This window comes from Oribacterium sinus, assembly GCF_963553175.1.
GTDB classification, from domain to species: Bacteria; Bacillota; Clostridia; order Lachnospirales; family Lachnospiraceae; genus Oribacterium; species Oribacterium sinus_B.
Genome location: NZ_CAUVME010000005.1, coordinates 67,533 through 87,642, shown reverse-complemented (window position 1 = coordinate 87,642; position 20,110 = coordinate 67,533). Strand labels below are relative to the sequence as shown.

The following is a 20,110-nucleotide window of genomic DNA, read 5'->3' as shown; positions in this document are numbered from 1 at the left end:
TTTAAAACAAGTGGGAGAATAAAGTTTCGGATTTCCCCTCTCACTTGTCTTGCAATCCTATTTTTCCTTTTGTTTTATGACACTGCAAATGCCTAAATCCCCATCTATCTCCACAATGTCTCCGCTTTGCAGCTCTTCCATAATCTTCGGAATATTGACCACCGCAGGCTTTTCCAATTCTCTTGCGAGAATGGCGCTGTGGGATAGAAGAGAGCCTCGCTCCGTTATCAGTCCTGAGGCCATATCCAAATAGGGGAACCAGCCCGGGTCTGTAGAATAGCTTAAAAGAATTTTCCCCTTAGCCTCCGCTACTCTTATCTCTTGTAAGCTTTTAATCTTTAAAACCTCTCCTCGGAAGATGCCCTTGGAAACGCCTCTCCCAAAGAAAACTCTTGTCTTAGCATTCCCTGCTTCTTTATCTTTTTTTCCGGCTTTTTCCATTTGTCTGATATGTCCGGTATTCCCAAGCATTCCATCTCTTCCGGGCTTTTCGATTTGACCTTCTATATTCCCTTTTTCCTTGAAAGATTCATAACTTAAAACCCTAATCTCCCCTGCCATAGGGTCTCTGTCCACCTTTCCCAGGAGCTTTACCCGAGACAAAACAGGAAGCCTTTCGTAGGCCTTCCGAAGTTCCTTTTCTCTTGCAATTTTCAGGGAGAAATCTTTGCCGGAAAATAGAAATTCCTTCAACTCATCAAGTCTCAAATAGTACACATCAAAGCCTATGGTTTTCTCCCCGATTTTATCTACAATCCGCCGCATAAGACCAAAACATCTTGTGCGATGAAGGCGGGAAATCTCCCTGTTGTTGCAGGAAGATTCGGCAAGGCGATAGAGGAAGGACTTTCGCTGTTTCTGCTCGGAGGGCTTCTCCATACGGCTCGTCTCTTCGCAATCTTTCTCCGCGAAATCTATCTCTATGCTATCTTTCTCAAATCTGTCTTTCTCCCCATAAGCTTTTTGAATGCTATGCCCCGCTTCCGGAAGCCCTGCCCTATCTGTCTCTTCCGTCTCTAAAGCATCCAAAATCCACCGATCCAGTAGTTCTTCATTGCTTCTGTAGGTTCTGGTTTCCAGCTTCAGCTCTCCCTCTATCCGGTCTCCATAGGCAGAAATATAGCTTTTCTTTTCCTTGCGGTATTCTTCGCTGTCTAAGCCATGCTTTCTTGCTACTGCCTTTAAGGTGGAAAGCGCTCGTACCGGCTTCATGGTTTCTAAGGAAAATGCCATTTTCTTCCCATACAAATGGGTGCTGATAAAGGACACCATATCATTCATCAAAGTAATATCCCACTCCCGTAAGAGGTCTTCCTTCATTTCCAAAAAAATCCGGTATAGTGCCTGAGCTTCTTCCTCCTCTTCCACTCTTTTGCTATAGGAGACATAGCGCTCTTGGAAAAACTTGTCCAGCTCCTTCATTTTCCTTTGGGAAACTATAAAATAATAGCAAAATAAAAGGGCGATTCTGCACTTTAAAAAGAAGCTCGGCTTCTTCTTGGAAAAGGATATTTCTTCGTTGGATACCCCCAGCATCCCCTGCCATACCGGAATGATTTTCCCGGAAAAGGGAAGAAGGCGCAAAATATCGTACCAGGAGGAGATTTCATAATACATTCTTCCGGAAAATCCCCCCACCATGCGTTGAAAAACTGCCTCATAGGAAGAGACTCTCTTTCCAAGAAAGCGTCTTCCTAAAGAAGTGAAAATCCCGCTATACATTTCTCCGGCAAAGCTCTCGCTTAAAGGGAGACAAATTCCCGGAAAGCTTTCGGAGATATTGCTGTTGTCCAAAATACGAGCGGGAAGTTGCATGTCCAAGGTGGTGATTGCTCTGGCCTGTAATATGTAAATCTTGCCCTTTTCAATGGCAAATTCTATGTCCATGGGCTTTTGAAAAAGCTGTTCTATTTCTTCTCCAAGGCTAAACAAAGTTTTCAGCTCATCCTCATCCAAACCTATAACGGTACCTTGCCCCTCTTGGTACAGGCATTCCCCCGGAAAATAGTGGTAGGTCAGTACATTTTCCTGATCCTCCACCACCTTATCGCCCAGACCTTGTCCAAGAACCACCACCATTTCACTAAGAATTCCTTTTGGATTTTTTGTAAACAGAACACCGGACTTTTCCGGAAACAGCATTTCCTGAATGAGTACCGTTTCTCCCGATAATACTGCTTTTTTCTGTTCTGTGTCCTCCTGCCGTTCTGCGTTTCCCTGACGTTCTGTGTTCTCCTGACGTTCTGTGTCCTCATACTGTTCTGCTTTACCCTGCTGTTTTAAATCGTATTCCGCCTTCCCTCTATTCGCCTTTTCTTTATAGTCCAAACTTCCGGCGTAGGAGGCAAATACCTCCTGTACCGCTTCCTTGACCTTCTCCCTTTTTACATTTAAGCGAGTTAAAAACTGTCCGGCAAAGGAATGCTCTCCGCTGTCCTCCGAAGAAAAATTGGAGCGAACGGCAAAGTATTCCTTCTCAGAAAAAGAAAGAGTCACTTCCTCATTTTCCGAAACCAGGATGAACCTCGGAACCGGAAATCCCTGCTCTTTTAAAATTTCTAAATTCCTTGCCTTCATGATTTCTCCCACTTATTTTTTCAGCTGTTTTGCTCTAAATATAATAATTTATCTTACCTTGAATTCTAAAGAAATGCCACACCCTATTTGCCCTGTCAGTTTCATCACTACAATTTTCCATGGTCTGTTTCATGCCCACTGTATTTTCATAGTCTGTTTCATGCCCACTGTATTTCCATAGTCTGTTTCATAGCAACCATATTATCCTAGTAGGTTTTGAACCATACCGCTCCTATAGCTTCATTCCCCCATTCTGTATACATTTATTTTTCCTCTAAAAAGTATTTAAACAATAGCTTTTCTTTGGTATTATTATCTAAATATAAATTCGGATTTACAAAGAACAATTGTAAATCAGCACAAGTTCTCATGACAGAAAGGAGGCTTTATGAGAAAATCATTCATGAAATCAGCTCTTGCATTCGGCTGTGCATTGCTGACCGCTCTATCCCTTACCGCCGTCACAGGTTTTGCCAAAAACTATGATGACGAAGTACAAAGCTGGCAGCTCCTGTCCCGGCATTGGGATGAAAGTGAACTTAAGGTACGCTTTGAAGAATTCATCAAGGATATCAAGGAGCATAAGGGTATTGAGGATTACATTGTTCCCGATATTTCAGAAGAAGAAAAGGAAGCTATTCGCAACTACTTCCGGACTTTTGAGGGTATGAAGGACATCCGCTATACCTACACCAAGATGCCGGTGCTTCATCGGGTAAACGGAACCGATGAGTACAATGATTTACGAGGAATCATGGAATTAAAGTTCCAGACTACCGAAGCAAAGAACAAGGTAACGGAACACACTGTCCTTCTGAAAATGGCAAGACTGGGAGATGCCCAGGGGCTCAAATGGAAGATAGTAGGCATCCTTTGGAAGGATAAGGGCGTGGATGTATCCGACGTAAAGATTTATCAGTTGGATAAGCCAAAACGCGGCGAAGAAGTTTGCATTATGACCACCGATGCGGGAGTAATCAAGATGCGTCTCTTCCCGGAGAAGGCTCCCATTGCCGTACAAAACTGGATTACCCTATCCAAGCAGGGCTTCTACAACGGCACGCCATTTGCCAGAGTCATCAAAGATTTCGTGATTCAGGGCGGTGCTTTGGATGGTTCCGGAGACGAGGCAAAGTCCAGCTATAACGGTTTCTTCGTTGACGAAGTAAACATGGAGCTGCACAACTTTAACGGAGCGCTTTGCTTAGGAAATAACGGTCCCCATACCAACGGAAATCAGTTCTATATCGTGCAGTGCAGTAAGATTCGTAATGAAGCAGCTCTGCCGCTCTTATCTCTTCCGGAGAATGTAAAGGCAAAGTACAAGGAAGTGGGCGGAATTCCCGAGCTGGACGGACGTTACACCGTATTGGGACAGGTTTATGAAGGAATGGACGTAGTAGAAAAGATTGCTTCTCAGGAAACCAATCAAGATGATGCGCCTGTATCCAACCCCATCCTGATTCAGAATATTACTTTCCAGAAATATCGTTAAGCAGAGCCGGACATTTTCCAAATGTCAGCCCTGATACCGGCTAAAATCCATTAATATCAAAAAGGACTTTGGAAGAACCGGGGGATATCCCCAAAAGCTTCTTTCAAAGTCCTTTTCTCCTTGTTTAAAAAGAAATCTCCTGATCTCTACTCTTTTTCATTCTATACTTATCATCGTACATCTTTCCGTCCGCCTGTCGAATCACATGACTCACGGTGAGATGTTCTCTCTTTTCAATGGGGAGCTTCTCCGCAACCTCCCGATAGCTGGCACTTCCCATGGAAATACTTACAGGGAAGGGCGGATTCTGTTTCTCCTTTGTATTCCGCAAATACTCTTTAATCTTATTTTCCACTTCAAACACTGCACTTGCGGGGAAGACGATGCAGACAAATTCATCACCGCCGTTTCTTCCGGAAAAGCCTTCCACCTCTGCCATGGCATCCTGAATTGCCTCTGCCACCATTTGAATCAAACGATCTCCGGACTCATGGCCATAAAGGTCATTGGTCAGCTTTAAGTCGTTGATATCCATAAAGATAGCGGCATAGTCCTTCTTTTTACTGTGGTCCAAAACCTCCAGCTGATCCTGCAAATACTGCCGGTTTCCAAGACCGGTCAGCCGATCCGTATAAGCCAGATATTTTAAATGCTTTTCTTCGATACCGGCCTGGGCAATCAGAATAACCTTAAACACATAGGAAGTAATAAAAACAATAATCAAAAGCAGAATCAGAATCTTTGAAAAGCCTGTGGTAACAAAGCTTTGCAAGAATCCCGGCCACTTCTCCGTAATACTGCCGGCCAAAATGATTCTAACCTGTTCTAAAATGCCGAATACAGCCACAAACACCAAGCCGTAGCCCAAAATATAATCCGAATTGTTCTTTATCTTTTTTCCGGGGAAAAGCAGGCTTGCCATAGAGGAAAATACCATTACAATCTGTGCCGTCTGTACCAGACGGAGATGCCCGGTATACTGGAATCCCGTAGGGAAAATATAAAGAATCAGGCAAAGCAAGAAGAAGGCCAAGAAAATGCTGCCGACTACTCTAAGATATTCCCTGACCACCTTCCTTGAGGTTTCATAGCTGGCATATAAAGGAGCCGTGGGCAACAATAAATACATACCCACATATTCGCAAACCGCACTTAAATCCTCTCTGGGGAAAAGCAAATAGGCCAGACCGGTATTCCCCAAGTGCCAGAGGGTAATGGCGAAAACCAGGGAGAATAGCCACATTCCTTCACTGGCATACACATGAGTCTTAAAGAAAAAAGCAAAAATGACGATTCCGATAAAGGAGCCGATTAAGGTCATTACGAAAATAGGATAAGTCGTTTCCTGACTAATCATCGGATAGTAAAACTCTGTCCCTTTAGCCATCAAAACCGGAACATCAAAATTATCCTCCAAAATATCCAGCTGAGGATCGATTTCCACCCGAATCTCATCCCCATAAGCCTCCAAAGGAACCGGTATGCTGATTTTCAGGTGTCCGATCATATGCCTTTTCAGATTTTCTCCGTATGACACCAATAACTGGTCCTTGTAGTAGGCCTTCACCACACTGTTATAAAAAAAGAAATTTATCGTCTGATACTCCGCCTTCCATTCCGATTCCAAGGGCAGATGCATGGTGATATGATCTTTTCGGGAAGAAAAATTAAACAGATAGCTCTGAAAATTATCTACACTTCCATCCTCGTGCTGTACTTCTACGCTCATGTTCTTCAGCATTTTATAATCACTTTTCGGCACTCGTCCTACATCACTCAGAATATAGCGCATCACAAGAAGCCCCACCAAAATGGAGAGGAACAAAAGAATGACGGTTTGATGTTTTTTGATGAAGGAATTATTTCTCATCTCCGCTCCGAATATCCAACATAGAATGCTCTGTTTTTCACAAAAATATCCTTCGTGTTTATGCCCTTAGATGCATATCTTCTTTCTGTCTCATAAGCACGAAAGCTTCGGTCTAAACTAACAAAAGTCCACCGTAACCTATACTTAATCGTCAAATATAAGAGAAGGCATAAACCTCTGCCTCATACGAGTAACTCTTCTCTTGCCGCTTTCTAAAGATGAAAATAGTATAGCACAATCTTTTCTATTTTGATTTATAAAAAAAGGAAAATCTGTCGAATGAACCGAAAAGACTAATGAGCTCGTACCTATGGATTTGGTGAAAACTAAAACGGAAGGCATTACAAATATTATTTCCAAAATCTCCGATGCCTCCGAGGATGAAGCCCGGGGCATTGTACAGTTGAGCTCCGGACTGGATCAGATTTCCTCTATGGTACAAAGCAATACCGCAACAGCGGAGCAGTCTGCCGCAGCCTCCGAGGAGCTGTCCGGACAGGCCAATGTATTGCAGGATCTGGTATCCAAATTTCAGCTAAAGAATGAAGAATAAAAGGAACTGTAAAAAATTAAAATAATTTTCTAAGCAATATAGGTCTGAAATTGGGGCTATGACTACCCCGCATTCAGACCTATATTGCCGAAAATCTATTTATTTTGATTTTTTACAGCCCTTAACCTTCAATCATAATCGGCTGCTTCTCCGGAAGTTTCTTCTCCCCTTCCTTAGGGAAGGAAAGCTTCAGAACGCCCTGTTCAAACTTTGCTTTTACATCTTCCTGCTTAATGCTGTCACCAACATAAAAGCTTCTTTGCATAGAGCCGGAGTAACGCTCCTGACGAATGAGTTTACCTTTCTCATCCTTCTCTTCTTCATTTAAGCCCTTCACGGCACTGACCTGAAGATAGCCGTCATGCAACTCTACCTTGATATCCTCTTTCTTAAAGCCCGGAAGGTCGATATCCATATCGTACTGCCCGTCCTTTTCATGAACATCCGTCTTCATCAATCTTCCACTGCGGTCTCCGTAAAGCTTATTCTCTACTCTACCCAGACCTCCAAAACTTGGAAAATCAAACCAATCATCAAATAAATTCTCTCCAAAAATGCTAGGTGCTAACATATCTTTTTCCTCCTTATACTCTTCTTTTGACTTCTAATCTCTTGTCATTTTTTTCAGCAAGGGGAAGAATCTTCATCATCGTGAGAACCTTTAAAGTCCTTGCGGTCTTCTCTGTTCCTCTGCTTGATTATGATTATACTCAAGTTGTTAGCACTGTCAAGTGTTGAGTGCTAATTCAGTTGTGAAAAATTTGTGTCCTATTAGGATTCCTTTAAGACAATAGCTTTTTTAATTCTCCGACTCCGGGAACCCGCCCGCTTACGACCAGTTTCCCGTCAATCATGAGGGAAGGAGCACTGAGTACCCCAAGCTTTACAATCTCGATTAACTCCTCTACTTTTTCAATTTTAGCATCCTTCCCCAGCTCTTTTACCGCTTCCTTTACATTTTGATATAATGTATCACATTCTTTACAGCCTGCACCGATAACCTTAATTTCCATATTCATTCCTCACTAAAACACTTTTCCGCTTTTTTCGCCATTCCAATTCCTAAATTTTAATCAGTATTTCTGTTCTAGGTATCTTCTCTACGTCTCTTTTCTACGTTTCTTTTCTGTTTTTCCGCTTTTTAATTCTTTAGCTTCATAGGAGAGTCCATATAGTTTTTCCAAGCTTTATCAACGCTTCGAATCACCTTTGGTCCAACCTTCGACAAAAATACCAACTCGGAAATATCCTTTGTTGGACATGGCTTATAGTCGATTAGTTCTTCCACCACATCCACCTGCATCCAGCAATTGTCCAAAAGGAAAAAGCCCTTGATTCGGTAACAGTCCGGTAAAACTGCTTGTAAAAATTGATGAAAACGCTCTTTAGAAACATTTTCCGCACAGACCAGAGAAATGGTTTTCGGCTTATTATCCACCGTATTTAAGCTTTCTTCCGAATCTACCCAGCTTCCCTTTTCAAAGCCTTTTCGAATAAAGCTAAGATCTGCTCTTCCATTTTCGCAATGTAAAATCAGGCAATGGGGATTCACTTCCCGAATCAAAGAAAGTACTTTCTTATATTGTTCCTCGGAAATCAAATCCATCTTGTTCACGATGGCAACATCACAATGCTTTAATTGCCTGTCTACCGTTTCCGTATCCTTTACCTGCTTTGGAAAATGCACGCCGTCAATCAGGCAGATTACGCCCTGAAAATCATAGACGTCCCCGGCCAGAACTTCTACGCTCTTTAAAATGTCCCGAATATTCGAAGGATCGGCAAGACCGGAGCTTTCCACAAAAAGGTATTCCATATCTCCCTTGCTCATCTCTGACAGAGCTTCCACAAAGGAAAGTTGCAGGCAGGAGCAGAAAATCGATCCTCTGTTGATTTCCTTGATGGTCAGTTCCTTCTTTTCCAGAATACTGCCGTCAATTCCCGTTTTCCCAAATTCGTTTTGAATGACGGCAAGCTTTTTATCGGAAAATTCTTCCAGTATATGTAGCAAAAGACTGGTTTTTCCGGCTCCCAAAAAACCTGTTAAGACATATAATTTTTTCTTTTCCATAAATGATCTCCTAATGAGGACAATGTAGTACAAGATATAAAAGATAGTAAAAGGTAGCACAAAATAGCGTGCACTCCGGCAATACCGCTTAGTCGAAAGGAAAGCATGTTCCTTGTAAATCATAACAGAAGCACCGCCTGTAATGCATTAAAAATATATCCGATAAGAATAATGCCGAGGATGCATATTCCTATAAAAGTCCCCAAGAGCTTCGGCTTAATGACCTTCCTAAGCATAATCATAGAGGGAAGAGAAAGAGTAGTAACCCCCATCATAAAGGCCAGCACCGTTCCCAGCTCCGCCCCCTTCAAAAGAAGGGATTCCGCAATCGGTATCGTTCCAAAAATATCCGCATACATGGGGATTCCCACCAAGCTTGCAAGAATCACGCCGGCAGGATTCCCTTTCCCAAGTAAAGAAATAATCCAGTTCTCCGGAATCCAGTTGTGAATCAAAGAGCCGATGCCTACCCCTAAAAGGATATAGGGGAAAACCTTTCGAAAGGTCGTTTTCACCTGCTCGGCAGCATAAGAAAGACGCTCTTTCCGGGATAAGGTAGGGAGCGCCTGCTCCACGGGTTGCAGCTGCAAAAGAATGGGTTCTATCTCATTTTCCAAAGACAAATGCTCTATCACTAAGCCGCCTAGAACCGCCAGCAAGAGTCCCAATATCACATAGACAGAGGCAATTCTTAGACCGAAAATACCGGTGAGTAGCACAAGACTTCCCAAATCCACCATGGGAGAGGAAATCAAAAAGGAAAAGGAGACTCCAAGAGGAATTCCTGCTGCCGTAAACCCCATAAAAATCGGAATGGAGGAGCAAGAACAAAAAGGAGTAATCGTTCCCAAAAGAGCCGCTATAATATTGGCATGGATACCGTGAAAACGCCCCATAATCCGCTTTGTCCTTTCCGGCGGAAAGAAGCTCTGTACATAGGAAATGGCAAATATCAAGACGCAAAGGTAAACCGTGATTTTCACACAATCATAGAGAAAGAAATGGAGACTTCCTCCGATGCGACTTTCCGTAGCAATCCCCATGCGTTCCAAAGCCTCCCGAAAGAGTCGGCTTAGCCAGTCCATTCTCAAAATTTCCTCTTGTATAAACTGTATCATGCTGTTTTTTGCACCTCCTTTTCCTCTACCCTATATATCACTTTTGGTGTCTTCCTGCAGATTTTCCTTTCCTTCTTCCAAAAGCCCCTCCAAATACTCAAAATCTTCTTGTAATTGCTTTTCCAGATACATCCTTCTTGCTTCCTGAATTCGCTCTGCCACTCCCTCTTTTTTCCCATAGCAGCATAGATCCATAAACAAATCCAGAATGGTAAAGTTCTTTTTATAGAACGCATTCTCTTTGTATTTTCCAAAAAGAGCTTCACTATCTTGATAAAGAGTCTCCGCTTCCTCGTAGTCCTTTAAATAAAAATAGTTCAGGCATAGATTCAACCTTCTCACCATCTCTACAGAAGGCATTTTCTTTACCCTCGGCTCCAATTCCTTTAGCATTTCCACTGCTGTAGCATATTCTTTTTTCCCTGTTAATGCCGCAGTACGATTCAGCTCCGCAATAGCCCTAAGATGCTTGGATTTTACCTTATCTCGAATCGCTGTTATCTTGTCCAAATATTCATCATACTTTGCTTCAGCGAGTAAGGGCATTAGGGCGTTAATTTTCCTTCCGTAAAAGATATTATAGGACAGGTTTATGATAACACTGATGAGTAGAACTGCTATCGACGAGGAAATGTAGATGCGCATGGTTTCTTCTTTACTAAGCTGAAACCGTAGCTTAATAAAAAGAAGAATAAGCCCGAATAAGATGCCAAGAGCGATACATATGTTTATGCTTTTCCTGATTTTTTTCATATATCTCCTCGTTTAACCGGTTTAGGTAATCTGAAAACATAACTTCTGCAAGCTTTAGGATAGCAAAAATTGTATAAATAGAAAATATTGTCCTTATTTCCTACGTGCCATTTTACGATATTCCGATGGAAAGATCCCTGTATTGTTTTTAAAGTTTGCCGCAAATCTTCCGGCATTGGAATACCCGACAGCCGAAGCTACCTGGTCGACTGTAAGATCTGTAGAGGCTAAAAGCATTTCCGCGTGGCTCATACGTCGCTCTTGGATGTACTCCGAAATGGTGCGTTGATAGACATGCTTAAAAGAGGTCTTCAACTTTGTTGTACCCATACAGGCGATTCGCGCGAGCGTATCCAACGGAAGCGCCGAGTTAAAATGGTCATGGATATAGGAGGTAACATTACTTAAGGCATCCATGTCCTGCTTGGATATTTTTGCAGATAACTCGCTTTTGCTTTTCTTTCCGTGTTCATAAACAAGAGAAACCGCTTCCGCGACCTTGGCTTCATAGAATAACTTTGCCGGTATGCCTTCTCCATTATACTCCCAAACTTGACGTAAAAGTCGGGACATCTCCGGGAAGTCGAGCGTCTGCCCGATGCGACGGAACGCCTCATTGGGAGGAAGGTAGTCATCCGGATAGCTTTCCCGCAGATATTTTTCATAATATGCGGGAAATACTTCAATTCCCACGGAACGAATCAGAATATTCTTGTGCATAATGGATTGATAAAGCGCATGTCCTCCATGAAAGGTTTTGACACATCCCGCAGTTAAACGGCGGTAAGGGGTCAACTCCTCCCCGGACACGGAATCATAGTAAGTAATGCTCAAACACTCCGGCGTAGTAAGAGAAATAAAGTGATCCTCAAAAAAATAGAAATCATGGATTTTAATATCAAACAAATCCTTTTCTCCGTAGACCCAGTAATATCCACAAGCCAGCTCCTTTGGCGCGAGATACAATTTTCCGGCAGGGCTAAAGTTCTGTGTAGATTCACATTCAACAAAACCGCTGCGGGTAAGCCATTCTCTGTAAAATTCGTTGACTTCCATAGAATCCCCTCAAAATCATACATATCGGACATCATTTCGTACAGTTCAGGCAAACAACGCTCGACTATATTGTTTCGCTTCTCCTGATTTTTTATACTGTTTTTGCGATTAGCGACATCTAACAATGTATTACCACAGCATCTCTTTCATTTCAATATGTACGGTTAAAGGGAGGGCATCTCTTATGACAAGCAAAAGAAAGATCAAGAAACAAAACCTTACAATCAAGGACCTCATTACGGTCGGCATTTTTTCTGCCATCATTTTTGTATGTATCTCCTTGAGCGGAGGCCCTTTTGCCATGTTCCCGGCTTTGACCTTTTATTTTCCGGTGGGCGCATCGCTTCTTGCCGGACCGGTATATCTTTTACTGATTGCAAAAGTGCCAAAAACCGGGCCAATCTTTATCGCAGGACTCTTGATGGCAATTTTCTGCTATGCGACCGGCATGCATATCGGCATGACCATCGGATATCTGGTCGGAAGCGCAGCAGCGGATCTTCTGGCATGGACCGCAAGATATAAAAGTATAAGAATCAACATTCTATCCTATATTGTTTTCTGTCTCGGCGGAACCGGTTCTTATATTGCCTATTTCTTAAATCCCAAGGCCTGGGTAAGTCGGATGTTGGAGAAAGGCACACCGGAGGAATATCTGGACAGAATGACATCAGCAGTCAACCACCGGGTTTTCCTGACCATGCTGGCAGGCACAGTTTTCGTCGCTCTTCTCAGCGGCTTTGTTGGTAGTAAACTGTTAAAGAAACACTTTACAAAAGCGGGAATCACGGCATGAAGCGGAGTACATATACAGAAAACCGATTCGGCCTGCAATTTGACCCCCGCACAAAAATCGTTCTGCTGATTCTATGCGTGATTTCAGCGACGATTGCCTCTTCTCTCCTGTATGAGAGCGCGCTTGTTTTTGCGATTACCATATTCGGCTGTGCAAGCGGGAAAGTGCGCAGATCGCTTTTCTGCATGGCATTTTATGGCGCTTTCTATATATTAACGCTATGGATTCGATCGCTTGAAAAAGGGGTACTTTACACCGTGTTCACCTCTTGGCTCGGCTTGTTTTATACGGTCTACCCCTGTGCTTTCCTTTCGAGCATTATTCTTTCCACAACGAAGGTGAACGAGTTCCTGACTGCGATGAACAAAGCACATATACCGAAGAAAGTGCTTATTCCGCTCGCGGTCATGCTTCGCTATATTCCCACAGTTTGTGAAGACTGGGGGTATATTAAAGACGCTATGCGGCTTAGAGATGTAACGCCATCCTTATTCGGATTGCTTAAAAATCCGGCCATGACGGTGGAATGCCTTTATGTTCCTTTATTGATGACGGCTTCCAATACAGCGGAAGAACTCTCTTGTGCCGCAGTAACACGCGGGATAGAAAATCCAAAGCCCCGTACCTGCCTTCTTGCGATACGGTTCCGGGGGAGGGACCTCGTTGCCATAGTTCTTGCAGTATTCATCCTTATTTTGGGTTTTATCCGGGAAAGGCTGGTGTAACCTATGATTACGTTTCAGCATGTATCTTTTTCGTATGACTCGCACGGGGAGCAAAAAACCGGACAGAGAACCGAGGATTTGCAGGATATCAACTTGACGGTGCATGACGGAGAATGCGTCCTTCTCACCGGAAAAAGCGGATGCGGAAAGACCACGATAACACGCCTCGTAAATGGACTTGTTCCGCATTTTTATCCCGGGAAGCTTCGCGGGGAAGTTCTGCTTGACGGGCGAAACGTATCTGAAATGCCCCTATATGAAACGGCATCTCTTGTCGGCTCGGTATTTCAGAATCCCAGAACGCAGTTTTTTAATGTAGACACAGACAGTGAGATTGCTTTCGGTTTGGAAAACCGGGCATTCCCAAGAGAACGGATTGTAGAAAAAGTGGCGAGCGCAACAAAGGATTTGAAAATTGAAAATCTGCGCGGAAGAAATATTTTCTCTCTGTCAGGGGGAGAAAAGCAGAAGATTGCTTTTGCCTCCGTATATGCCATGAACCCCTCTGTTTATCTCTTGGATGAACCATCCTCCAATCTGGATATGGAATCGGTCGCTTCTTTATGTTCTCATCTTAAAATGCTGAAGTCTCAGGGAAAGACCATTTTAATAGTCGAGCACAGGCTATATTATCTCATGGATATCGCTGACCGGATTATTGTTCTGAATGAGGGAAGAATAAAAAAGGATTGCTCAGCGAAAGAGTTCCTGACCCTTTCCGACGAAGAACGCCGAAGTATGGGTCTTCGAACGACGGACTTACGAAAAGAGCTACCCTTAATCACCGCAGAGAAAGCGCAAGAAACAAGGCTGGAGCTGAAGAACGTTTCTCTTTTCTACAAGAAAAAAACTGTGCTGGAAAATATCAACGAAAAGTTTTCACAAGGTGAGGTAATTGCCCTTGTCGGGAAAAACGGCGCAGGGAAAACAACATTTTCACGGGCTCTTTGCGGATTACATGAAGAAATAAAAGGGGAGTTTCTCCGGGATGGTAGAATTATCTCAAAAAAGACGCGGCAGAAAATCTCCTATATGGTCATGCAGGACGTCAATTATGAACTTTTTGCAGAAAGCGTAAAGGCCGAATGCTCCTTTGGCATAAAGAACCCGGGTGCCGATTTCGTCGCAGAAACGATGGCTGCGCTGGAACTAACCCCCTTTAGCGAACGGCATCCCGGTACCCTTTCCGGCGGGCAAAAGCAAAGACTTGCCGTCGCTGTGGGACAGATCTGCAAAAAAGAGCTGATTGTCTTTGACGAACCTACCAGCGGGCTCGATTATGAAAGCATGGAAAAGGTCGCGAAAATTGTCCGTAAGCTCTCCGAACAGGGGAAAATCCTATTTGTTGTGACGCATGATTATGAATTTTTTTGCAGGACATGCAGCCGTATGCTTGTTTTTTCCGATGGGAAAATACACTACGATTTACAATGCCGTGCAGAGAATAAGGAAGAAATAAGGCAGTTGTTCTTTTCCGCCGTGGAGGAAAAGAAGAGTGGAAATAAGGGAGGGAATTGCTTTGCATAAGAACCGGGAAAAGCCGATAAAATTACTTCTTACATGGGCAGGCAGCGACAAATGGTACTTATTTGCCTCCGTTTTCTGTGCTTTCTTGAGCGGACTGTTTGTGATCGGACCGTATGTCGGCATTTATTACCTGATGGACGCCGTCCTCCTTGGAACACTGACAAGGAAAGGATTGACGGACTGTATTGTTCTCATAAGTATCACTACTGTTTTCCGCATGGTTCTCTTGGGGCTGTCCGGCGTGCTCTCACACAAAGGGGCGTACAATGCGCTGTTTCGCGTGCGCTGCATGATTATAGAACAGCTCGCGAAAGTGCCGCTCGGATACGTTAGCGAACGGAGCACAGGCGAAATCAAAACGGTCTTGAATGAGAACATTGAGAAGCTAGAGTTATGTCTTGCCCATAACATTCCGGAGCTTGTCAGTTATCTCACCGGTCCTGTCGTGATTTTTATGTACCTCATGACCGTGAACATCCCGCTGGCACTGATTTCCCTGATTCCTCTCTTTTTGGATATCCCGGTAATGATGGCAGTGTTTCAAAAAATGTCTGCCCTATTACCGGAGACCAACGCCTCTCTCACCGACTTCAATTCCGTCATGGTCGAATATGTCCGCGGTATGCGTCTCATTAAAGCATACCGGATGGGCAGCAAATCCTTTAAAAAATTCAGAGAAGCCATTCTCGACGAAAACAGAGCATGGAACAAAATCGCGAAAAAGACTGCTCCCCTATATGCCGTGTTTATCCTGCTTCTGGAGTCCGGACTTTTACTCCTTGTTCCTCTTGGCGGGAGACTTTTCCTGCATGGTTCCATCCCGGCAAGTGTATTTCTCCTCTTTTCCTACATCGGTTCCTTGTATTTAACGGAACTGCTTCCGCTTCAACAGCTTTCCGGGAATTTTGCACAGGCATTTAGCGGCATGAGCAAAGTCAAAGAAATACTGGCGCTTCCTACCTTTGAAGGGGGAGACGATTTCCCCGAAAGCCATGATATCACGCTAAAAGGCGTGCGCTTTTCTTATGACGGGAAAATAAACGTGCTGGAAAATGCCAACCTGTCCATCCGGGATGGCGAGAAGATTGCCGTTGTGGGCGCATCCGGAGCAGGGAAAAGTACAGTTGCCGCACTGATTGCCCGTTTCCATGATGTGGACGAGGGAGAGGTTTTGATCGGAGGGAAAAATGTTAAAAGCATTCGCTATGAAACGCTCCTTCAGCATATCTCTCTTGTCTTTCAGAAGACTTTTCTGACCCGTGACTCCGTCTTTGACAATATCCGTATGGGGAAGCACGCATCTCTTACGGAGGTGCGGGAAGCTGCAAGAAAAGCACAGATTGACGATTTCATTATGTCCCTTCCGGATGGATATGATACAAAGGTCGGAAGTTATGGTTCCCGCTTTTCAGGTGGAGAAAAACAACGAATCGCCATCGCAAGGGCCATTTTAAAAAATGCGCCGATTCTCATCCTGGATGAAGCGACAAGTGCCGCAGACCCTGAAAACCAGATGGAGATTGACAAGGCGATTAAGAACCTCTGCAAAGGAAAAACCGTCATCATCATTGCACATCGGCTTAGTGTAGTCGGCATGTGTGACAGGGTTTTGGTGGTAGAAAATCACACGATTTCCGATATGGGAACCCATGATGAACTGCTTTTACGAAACAGAACCTATCGGAAAAGTTGGGAAAGCTATGAAGCGGCAAGAAATATCCGCTATGGGAAAGGAGGAGACGTAAGATGAGAGACAATGATCTTTTCCATAAGAATCCCCGGTTTTACCTCGGTCTGCTATTGACTGTTCTGGAAGGACTGCTGTCAGGAAGTAACTACATTGTCCTTTACGCGGTGCTGAAAATGCTGTACGACGGGTCTGCCGATATAAGGAGCATCACCCGTATATCCTGCCTCGTCGGCGTAATCTTCCTGATACGGCTTGCTATTTACAGCACCGGCTATACACAGAGCCAAATCGGGGGTGCCGAAGTTTCTAAAAATATCCGTCTCGGTCTCGGCGATAAGCTAAGGAGAGTTCCACTATCCTCTTTTACGGAGAAACAGGAAGGACAATATATCCATATCATGACGGCAGATGTAAACAGTTATGAGCAGATTCTGACGCACAAACTTGCCTCCCTTGTGAAAAACGGGGTGCTGTCCGTAATCGTACTTGCTTTGATCTGTGTTCTCTATTTTCCGGCCGCAATCCTCCTGCTGTTTTCTCTTCTACTCCTCGTTCCGGAAATGTTGCTGTCGTTTCGAATTGTGGAAAAGTACGGCAAGGAGAAGAATTCCGTTACAGCGGAAGCTGTAGGACAAATCGTCGAGTACATTGACGGAATCCGGACCTTCCGTTCTTATGGAATGGGCGGTGTTAAAAACAGAAATACAACAGATGTCCTGCGTAAATTCAGCGCCGTCAGTTATCAATATGAGGCACACGGTATACCTGTTAATTTCGCTTTTAACATTGTCAATTGGCTGACTGTTCCGCTTATTATGTGGATTGGATTCATCCCTTGGCAGTCCGGGAAGATTCCCGCAATCACTTTCCTGTTTCTTTGCATGATGCCGATGGTTTTCGCCCGGCTGACCGCTGCGATTTCGGTCGATCTGTTCAGTTACAGGAATCTCCTGCTCTCTAAGACAAACATTCAAAACGTGTTGGCGGAAAAGGAAGAAGCGAAAAGCCAAGCTGTTTTTTCTCCCAAAGAGCACGACATCTCCTTTCACGATGTATCCTTTTCTTATGTGCAGGGGGAAGTGGTTCTAAAAGAAATGCGCTTCTCCATCCCGGATTGCAAGCTAACCGCAATCGTGGGAGACTCCGGCTCGGGCAAATCAACAATTCTGAATTTGATTGCGAAGTATTATGAGCCGGAAAGCGGAGAAATTGCCATCGGAGGACAATCTATCCGAAATGTCAATGCGGAAGATGTGCTGGATAGCATCTCCATGGTGGATCAGGACACCTTCCTGTTTAATGATACAGTTCGGGAAAATATACGCCATGCAAAGCCTTCCGCTACCGATGAAGAAATTGAAAAGGCGTGCCAAAAAGCGAACTGTGACCCGTTTATCCGCAAAATGGAAAAAGGCTATGATACTCCTATCGGTGAAAATGGAAATCTGCTTTCCGGCGGTGAACGGCAGCGGCTTTCTATTGCCCGGGCCATATTGAAAAACAGCCCGATTCTGCTTCTCGATGAAGCAACCGCCTCTTTGGACATTGAAAATGAATTCGCTGTAAAACAGGCAATTGTAAGTCTTCTGCAAGAAAACAAGACCGTTGTGATGATTGCGCACACCCTGTCTATTATAAAAAACGCGGATCAGATTCTCGTGCTGTCCGGTGGAAAAGTAGTGGAGTCCGGAACCCATGAAAAACTTTTGGCATTGGGCGGTAAATATACTGCCATGTGGAACGCCGAACAATCGATTACCGCGTAGAGGGGGGCACTGAATTTACTCTTCCGGCGTATACTTTAGGGAACTTTTATATATTTCTTATTCGTAAAAAGTTCCCTAAAGCAGTAGAGGCACTCGTGATAATCTCTCCACTAGATATACTGAATAGGTAAAGCCAATAAATTTTCTCTAAGATAGGTCTTTTTATCAATAAGACATAGGATGATTCCCATGCCTCTTTTTCTATCCGGAATCTTATCCAGTACTTGATTTGTAGCTCCCATGGAAGCCTTAGGATTGCCCGACATTTTTATTTCCACCGGATACAAGATTCCATCCTCTTCAATGATTAAGTCGATTTCATTTTCACCGGAAGCATTCTTATCCTTTCCTCTATAGTAGAAGATATTAAAGCGGTAGTCTTTTCCTGCATTGGAATAGGATTTTAAAATCTCCGACACCACAAAGGTTTCAAAGATGTTTCCGGCAACCGCTGAATTTTTCAAAGCATCCGCAGTTAACCACCTGGTCAAATAACATGCAAGACCCGTATCCCGAAAATAAAGCTTCGGCGTTTTGATTGCTCTGTTTAAAGCACCTGCACTGTAAGCCTGTAAAAGAAAGACGATTCCCGTTCTTTCCAGAATAGAAATCCAGTTTTTTATGGTCGGTTCACTTACGCCAACATCTCCCGCAATGTTTTTATAATTCAGCATTTCCCCTGTTCTTGCCGCAACTGCTGTTAGAAATTTTGTAAACGTAATACTATCCGCAGCAATCAGTTCATGGATATCTCTTTCCAAATAAGTGGCAACATAGGAGGAATAAAATTCCTGCCAGTCCCTCTCTATATCATAAAGCTCCGGATAAGAACCTCGATGAATGATTTCCCAAATATTGTCATAGTCTTTCAATTCCTTCTCCCGTTCTTTGATATATTCTTCTTTGGGAACAAAAGGACGGTTGAAACGGATTTGATGAAGCTCCCGTAAGGATAAACCGGATAACTCATAGACCGATACTCTTCCTGCCAAAGATTCGCTTACCCCCTTCATCAATTCCAGCTTTTGAGAACCGGATAGGATAAATTGTCCTCTTTCATCAGAATCATCCACCTTCAATTTAATCTCTTCCAAAATGGAAGACTCCTTCTGTACCTCATCAATAAATAATGGACAGGGATTGTTCAAAAAGAAAAGCTTAGGCTCCTCTTTGGCCTGCACTCTGGTTAAGCGATCATCAAAATTACTTCGGTTAAATTCAGGGAATTCCCGCTTTACCAGTGTGGATTTTCCCACCTGTCTTGCCCCTACAATCAATGTACATTTGCTGTTTTTTACTCTGCTTTTTAAAATATCCGAAATAGCTCTTGGAATATATGCCATGCCTATCCTCCGACTAATCTAAAGTTTGACTTTATTATAGTCGACAGTATAGCAAAAGTAAAGCGACTAATCCAAAGTCTCATTTTATATTAGTCGCCGAATAAAGTCTTGTTTTGTTTAAGATATTTTCAGATTATTTTCCGAATGTCTAAAAATCACTCCATTTTCATACACAAGCCTTCTGCTGGAGTTCCTCACTATAGTATCTTCACCATTTCTTCAAGAGGTCTATACTTCTCGTGCATCGGTGCCGGCATTGCGTCATCCGCAGCATAGCCTAGAGGCATCAGGCATACCAGCTTTACAGACTTTGGCAAATGAAATGCTTCTGCCGTCTTGGTATTTGGGAACCCATCCACCCATACAGAGCCTAGTCCCAGCTCCGCCGCCTCAAGCATCATATGATCAGCCACAATGGAGGCATCCTGCTGACCGGATAGAATTCCCTCTTCCATTTCATTCCGATATTGCTCGGACTCCTCATAGCCAATCATCAGAATCGTTGGCGCATTGTACACACATCTGGTAAGAGAACGAAGCTTTTCAATTCCTTCCGTACTTTGCACAACATAAATTCTGGCGGACTGCTTGTTTCTGGCACTGGGTGCGATATGCGCCGCCTCTAAAATCTTATCCAGCTTATCTTTTTCTATCTGCCTCTCGCTATAATTGCGAACAGAGTAACGACTCTTTGCCAGTGTTATAAAATCCATGATTTTCTCCCTTTTCTTCCTACTATATTTTGTTCTGTTCTATGAGTTCATCTCTGT

Annotated in this window: 16 protein-coding genes and 1 pseudogene; 7 read left to right on the top strand and 10 right to left on the bottom strand. The window is 43.6% G+C overall.

The window, feature by feature from the left end:
- Window positions 1-57: 57 nt before the first annotated feature.
- Entirely contained in the window at window positions 58-2,577 is a 2,520-nt protein-coding gene (locus tag RYO92_RS02605) for a PEP/pyruvate-binding domain-containing protein (protein ID WP_315369392.1), read from the bottom strand.
- Between the two features lie 388 nt (window positions 2,578-2,965).
- On the opposite strand from RYO92_RS02605, the gene RYO92_RS02600 reads away from it, so the two are divergent.
- Window positions 2,966-4,072 (top strand): peptidylprolyl isomerase, encoded by a 1,107-nt coding sequence (locus tag RYO92_RS02600; RefSeq protein WP_007157217.1) that lies wholly within the window; start codon window positions 2,966-2,968, stop codon window positions 4,070-4,072.
- Window positions 4,073-4,196: 124 nt separating this feature from the next.
- Here the strand turns inward: RYO92_RS02600 and RYO92_RS02595 are convergent, their stop codons facing one another.
- Window positions 4,197-5,942, bottom strand: coding sequence for a GGDEF domain-containing protein (locus RYO92_RS02595; protein ID WP_315369391.1), 1,746 nt, complete (start codon window positions 5,940-5,942; stop codon window positions 4,197-4,199).
- 319 nt (window positions 5,943-6,261) lie between these two features.
- Here RYO92_RS02595 and RYO92_RS02590 point away from each other — a divergent pair.
- Window positions 6,262-6,495 (top strand): annotated as a pseudogene (locus RYO92_RS02590) (methyl-accepting chemotaxis protein); the annotation flags it as partial.
- Window positions 6,496-6,616: 121 nt separating this feature from the next.
- On the opposite strand, the gene RYO92_RS02585 reads toward RYO92_RS02590, so the two are convergent.
- The 6 genes from RYO92_RS02585 to RYO92_RS02560 all read right to left on the bottom strand — a co-directional run bounded on the left by RYO92_RS02585 (window position 6,617) and on the right by RYO92_RS02560 (window position 11,493).
- Window positions 6,617-7,066 (bottom strand): Hsp20/alpha crystallin family protein, encoded by a 450-nt coding sequence (locus RYO92_RS02585; protein ID WP_273155402.1) that lies wholly within the window; start codon window positions 7,064-7,066, stop codon window positions 6,617-6,619.
- Between the two features lie 211 nt (window positions 7,067-7,277).
- Window positions 7,278-7,508, bottom strand: coding sequence for a thioredoxin family protein (locus RYO92_RS02580; protein WP_314828392.1), 231 nt, complete (start codon window positions 7,506-7,508; stop codon window positions 7,278-7,280).
- 128 nt (window positions 7,509-7,636) lie between these two features.
- On the bottom strand, window positions 7,637-8,566 hold the full coding sequence (locus RYO92_RS02575; protein WP_315369390.1) for a CobW family GTP-binding protein: 930 nt from the start codon (window positions 8,564-8,566) through the stop codon (window positions 7,637-7,639).
- Window positions 8,567-8,685: 119 nt separating this feature from the next.
- Window positions 8,686-9,684, bottom strand: a complete 999-nt coding sequence (locus tag RYO92_RS02570; protein ID WP_315369389.1) for a permease — start codon at window positions 9,682-9,684, stop codon at window positions 8,686-8,688.
- Between the two features lie 30 nt (window positions 9,685-9,714).
- Window positions 9,715-10,230, bottom strand: a complete 516-nt coding sequence (locus RYO92_RS02565) for a hypothetical protein (protein ID WP_315369388.1) — start codon at window positions 10,228-10,230, stop codon at window positions 9,715-9,717.
- A gap of 300 nt (window positions 10,231-10,530) precedes the next feature.
- Complete coding sequence (locus tag RYO92_RS02560) at window positions 10,531-11,493, bottom strand: helix-turn-helix domain-containing protein (RefSeq protein ID WP_315369387.1); 963 nt, start codon at window positions 11,491-11,493, stop codon at window positions 10,531-10,533.
- Window positions 11,494-11,677: 184 nt separating this feature from the next.
- On the opposite strand from RYO92_RS02560, the gene RYO92_RS02555 reads away from it, so the two are divergent.
- From RYO92_RS02555 to RYO92_RS02535, 5 genes are read left to right on the top strand one after another with little or no spacing between them, the layout of a single operon-like run.
- Window positions 11,678-12,289 carry an MptD family putative ECF transporter S component gene (locus RYO92_RS02555; RefSeq protein WP_315369386.1) on the top strand — a complete coding sequence of 204 codons (612 nt, stop codon included), beginning with the start codon at window positions 11,678-11,680 and terminating at the stop codon, window positions 12,287-12,289.
- On the top strand, window positions 12,286-13,014 hold the full coding sequence (locus RYO92_RS02550; protein WP_315369385.1) for an energy-coupling factor transporter transmembrane component T: 729 nt from the start codon (window positions 12,286-12,288) through the stop codon (window positions 13,012-13,014). Before RYO92_RS02555 ends, RYO92_RS02550 begins: the two co-directional genes overlap by 4 nt.
- A 3-nt stretch (window positions 13,015-13,017) precedes the next feature.
- Entirely contained in the window at window positions 13,018-14,541 is a 1,524-nt protein-coding gene (locus RYO92_RS02545; RefSeq protein ID WP_315369384.1) for an ABC transporter ATP-binding protein, read from the top strand.
- The gene (locus RYO92_RS02540; RefSeq protein WP_315369407.1) at window positions 14,534-16,291 is read left to right on the top strand and encodes an ABC transporter ATP-binding protein; all 1,758 of its coding nucleotides are present in this window, start codon (window positions 14,534-14,536) and stop codon (window positions 16,289-16,291) included. Before RYO92_RS02545 ends, RYO92_RS02540 begins: the two co-directional genes overlap by 8 nt.
- The gene (locus RYO92_RS02535; RefSeq protein WP_315369383.1) at window positions 16,288-17,997 is read left to right on the top strand and encodes an ABC transporter ATP-binding protein; all 1,710 of its coding nucleotides are present in this window, start codon (window positions 16,288-16,290) and stop codon (window positions 17,995-17,997) included. Before RYO92_RS02540 ends, RYO92_RS02535 begins: the two co-directional genes overlap by 4 nt.
- A gap of 110 nt (window positions 17,998-18,107) precedes the next feature.
- Here the strand turns inward: RYO92_RS02535 and RYO92_RS02530 are convergent, their stop codons facing one another.
- Both RYO92_RS02530 and RYO92_RS02525 read right to left on the bottom strand, forming a co-directional pair.
- Window positions 18,108-19,340 carry an ATP-binding protein gene (locus RYO92_RS02530; protein ID WP_315369382.1) on the bottom strand — a complete coding sequence of 411 codons (1,233 nt, stop codon included), beginning with the start codon at window positions 19,338-19,340 and terminating at the stop codon, window positions 18,108-18,110.
- A 197-nt stretch (window positions 19,341-19,537) separates the two neighbouring features.
- On the bottom strand, window positions 19,538-20,053 hold the full coding sequence (locus RYO92_RS02525) for a nitroreductase family protein (protein WP_315369381.1): 516 nt from the start codon (window positions 20,051-20,053) through the stop codon (window positions 19,538-19,540).
- Between the last annotated feature and the right edge of the window lie 57 nt (window positions 20,054-20,110).